This window comes from Streptomyces niphimycinicus, from assembly GCF_018883605.1.
GTDB classification, from domain to species: domain Bacteria; phylum Actinomycetota; class Actinomycetes; order Streptomycetales; family Streptomycetaceae; genus Streptomyces; species Streptomyces niphimycinicus.
Genome location: NZ_JAHLEM010000962.1, coordinates 1 through 1,029, shown reverse-complemented (window position 1 = coordinate 1,029; position 1,029 = coordinate 1). Strand labels below are relative to the sequence as shown.

Annotated in this window: 1 rRNA gene; it reads right to left on the bottom strand. The window is 55.6% G+C overall.

Features of this window, described 5'->3' with window-relative positions:
- Nucleotides 1-2: 2 nt before the first annotated feature.
- Nucleotides 3-1,029 (bottom strand): 23S ribosomal RNA (locus KN815_RS46145); the annotation flags it as partial.

The following is a 1,029-nucleotide window of genomic DNA, read 5'->3' as shown; positions in this document are numbered from 1 at the left end:
CTGAGGACAAGCCCTCGGCCTATTAGTACCAGTCAACTCCACCAGTTACCCGGCTTCCATATCTGGCCTATCAACCCAGTCGTCTACTGGGAGCCTTAACCCATCAAGTGGGTGGGAGTCCTCATCTCGAAGCAGGCTTCCCGCTTAGATGCTTTCAGCGGTTATCCCTCCCGAACGTAGCCAACCAGCCATGCCCTTGGCAGAACAACTGGCACACCAGAGGTTCGTCCGTCCCGGTCCTCTCGTACTAGGGACAGCCCTTCTCAAGACTCCTACGCGCACAGCGGATAGGGACCGAACTGTCTCACGACGTTCTAAACCCAGCTCGCGTACCGCTTTAATGGGCGAACAGCCCAACCCTTGGGACCGACTCCAGCCCCAGGATGCGACGAGCCGACATCGAGGTGCCAAACCATCCCGTCGATATGGACTCTTGGGGAAGATCAGCCTGTTATCCCCGGGGTACCTTTTATCCGTTGAGCGACGGCGCTTCCACAAGCCACCGCCGGATCACTAGTCCCGACTTTCGTCCCTGCTCGACCCGTCGGTCTCACAGTCAAGCTCCCTTGTGCACTTACACTCAACACCTGATTGCCAACCAGGCTGAGGGAACCTTTGGGCGCCTCCGTTACCCTTTAGGAGGCAACCGCCCCAGTTAAACTACCCACCAGACACTGTCCCTGATCCGGATCACGGACCCAGGTTAGACATCCAGCACGACCAGAGTGGTATTTCAACAATGACTCCACACTAACTGGCGTCAATGCTTCACAGTCTCCCACCTATCCTACACAAGCCGAACCGAACACCAATATCAAGCTATAGTAAAGGTCCCGGGGTCTTTCCGTCCTGCTGCGCGAAACGAGCATCTTTACTCGTAGTGCAATTTCACCGGGCCTATGGTTGAGACAGTCGAGAAGTCGTTACGCCATTCGTGCAGGTCGGAACTTACCCGACAAGGAATTTCGCTACCTTAGGATGGTTATAGTTACCACCGCCGTTTACTGGCGCTTAAGTTCTCAGCTTCGC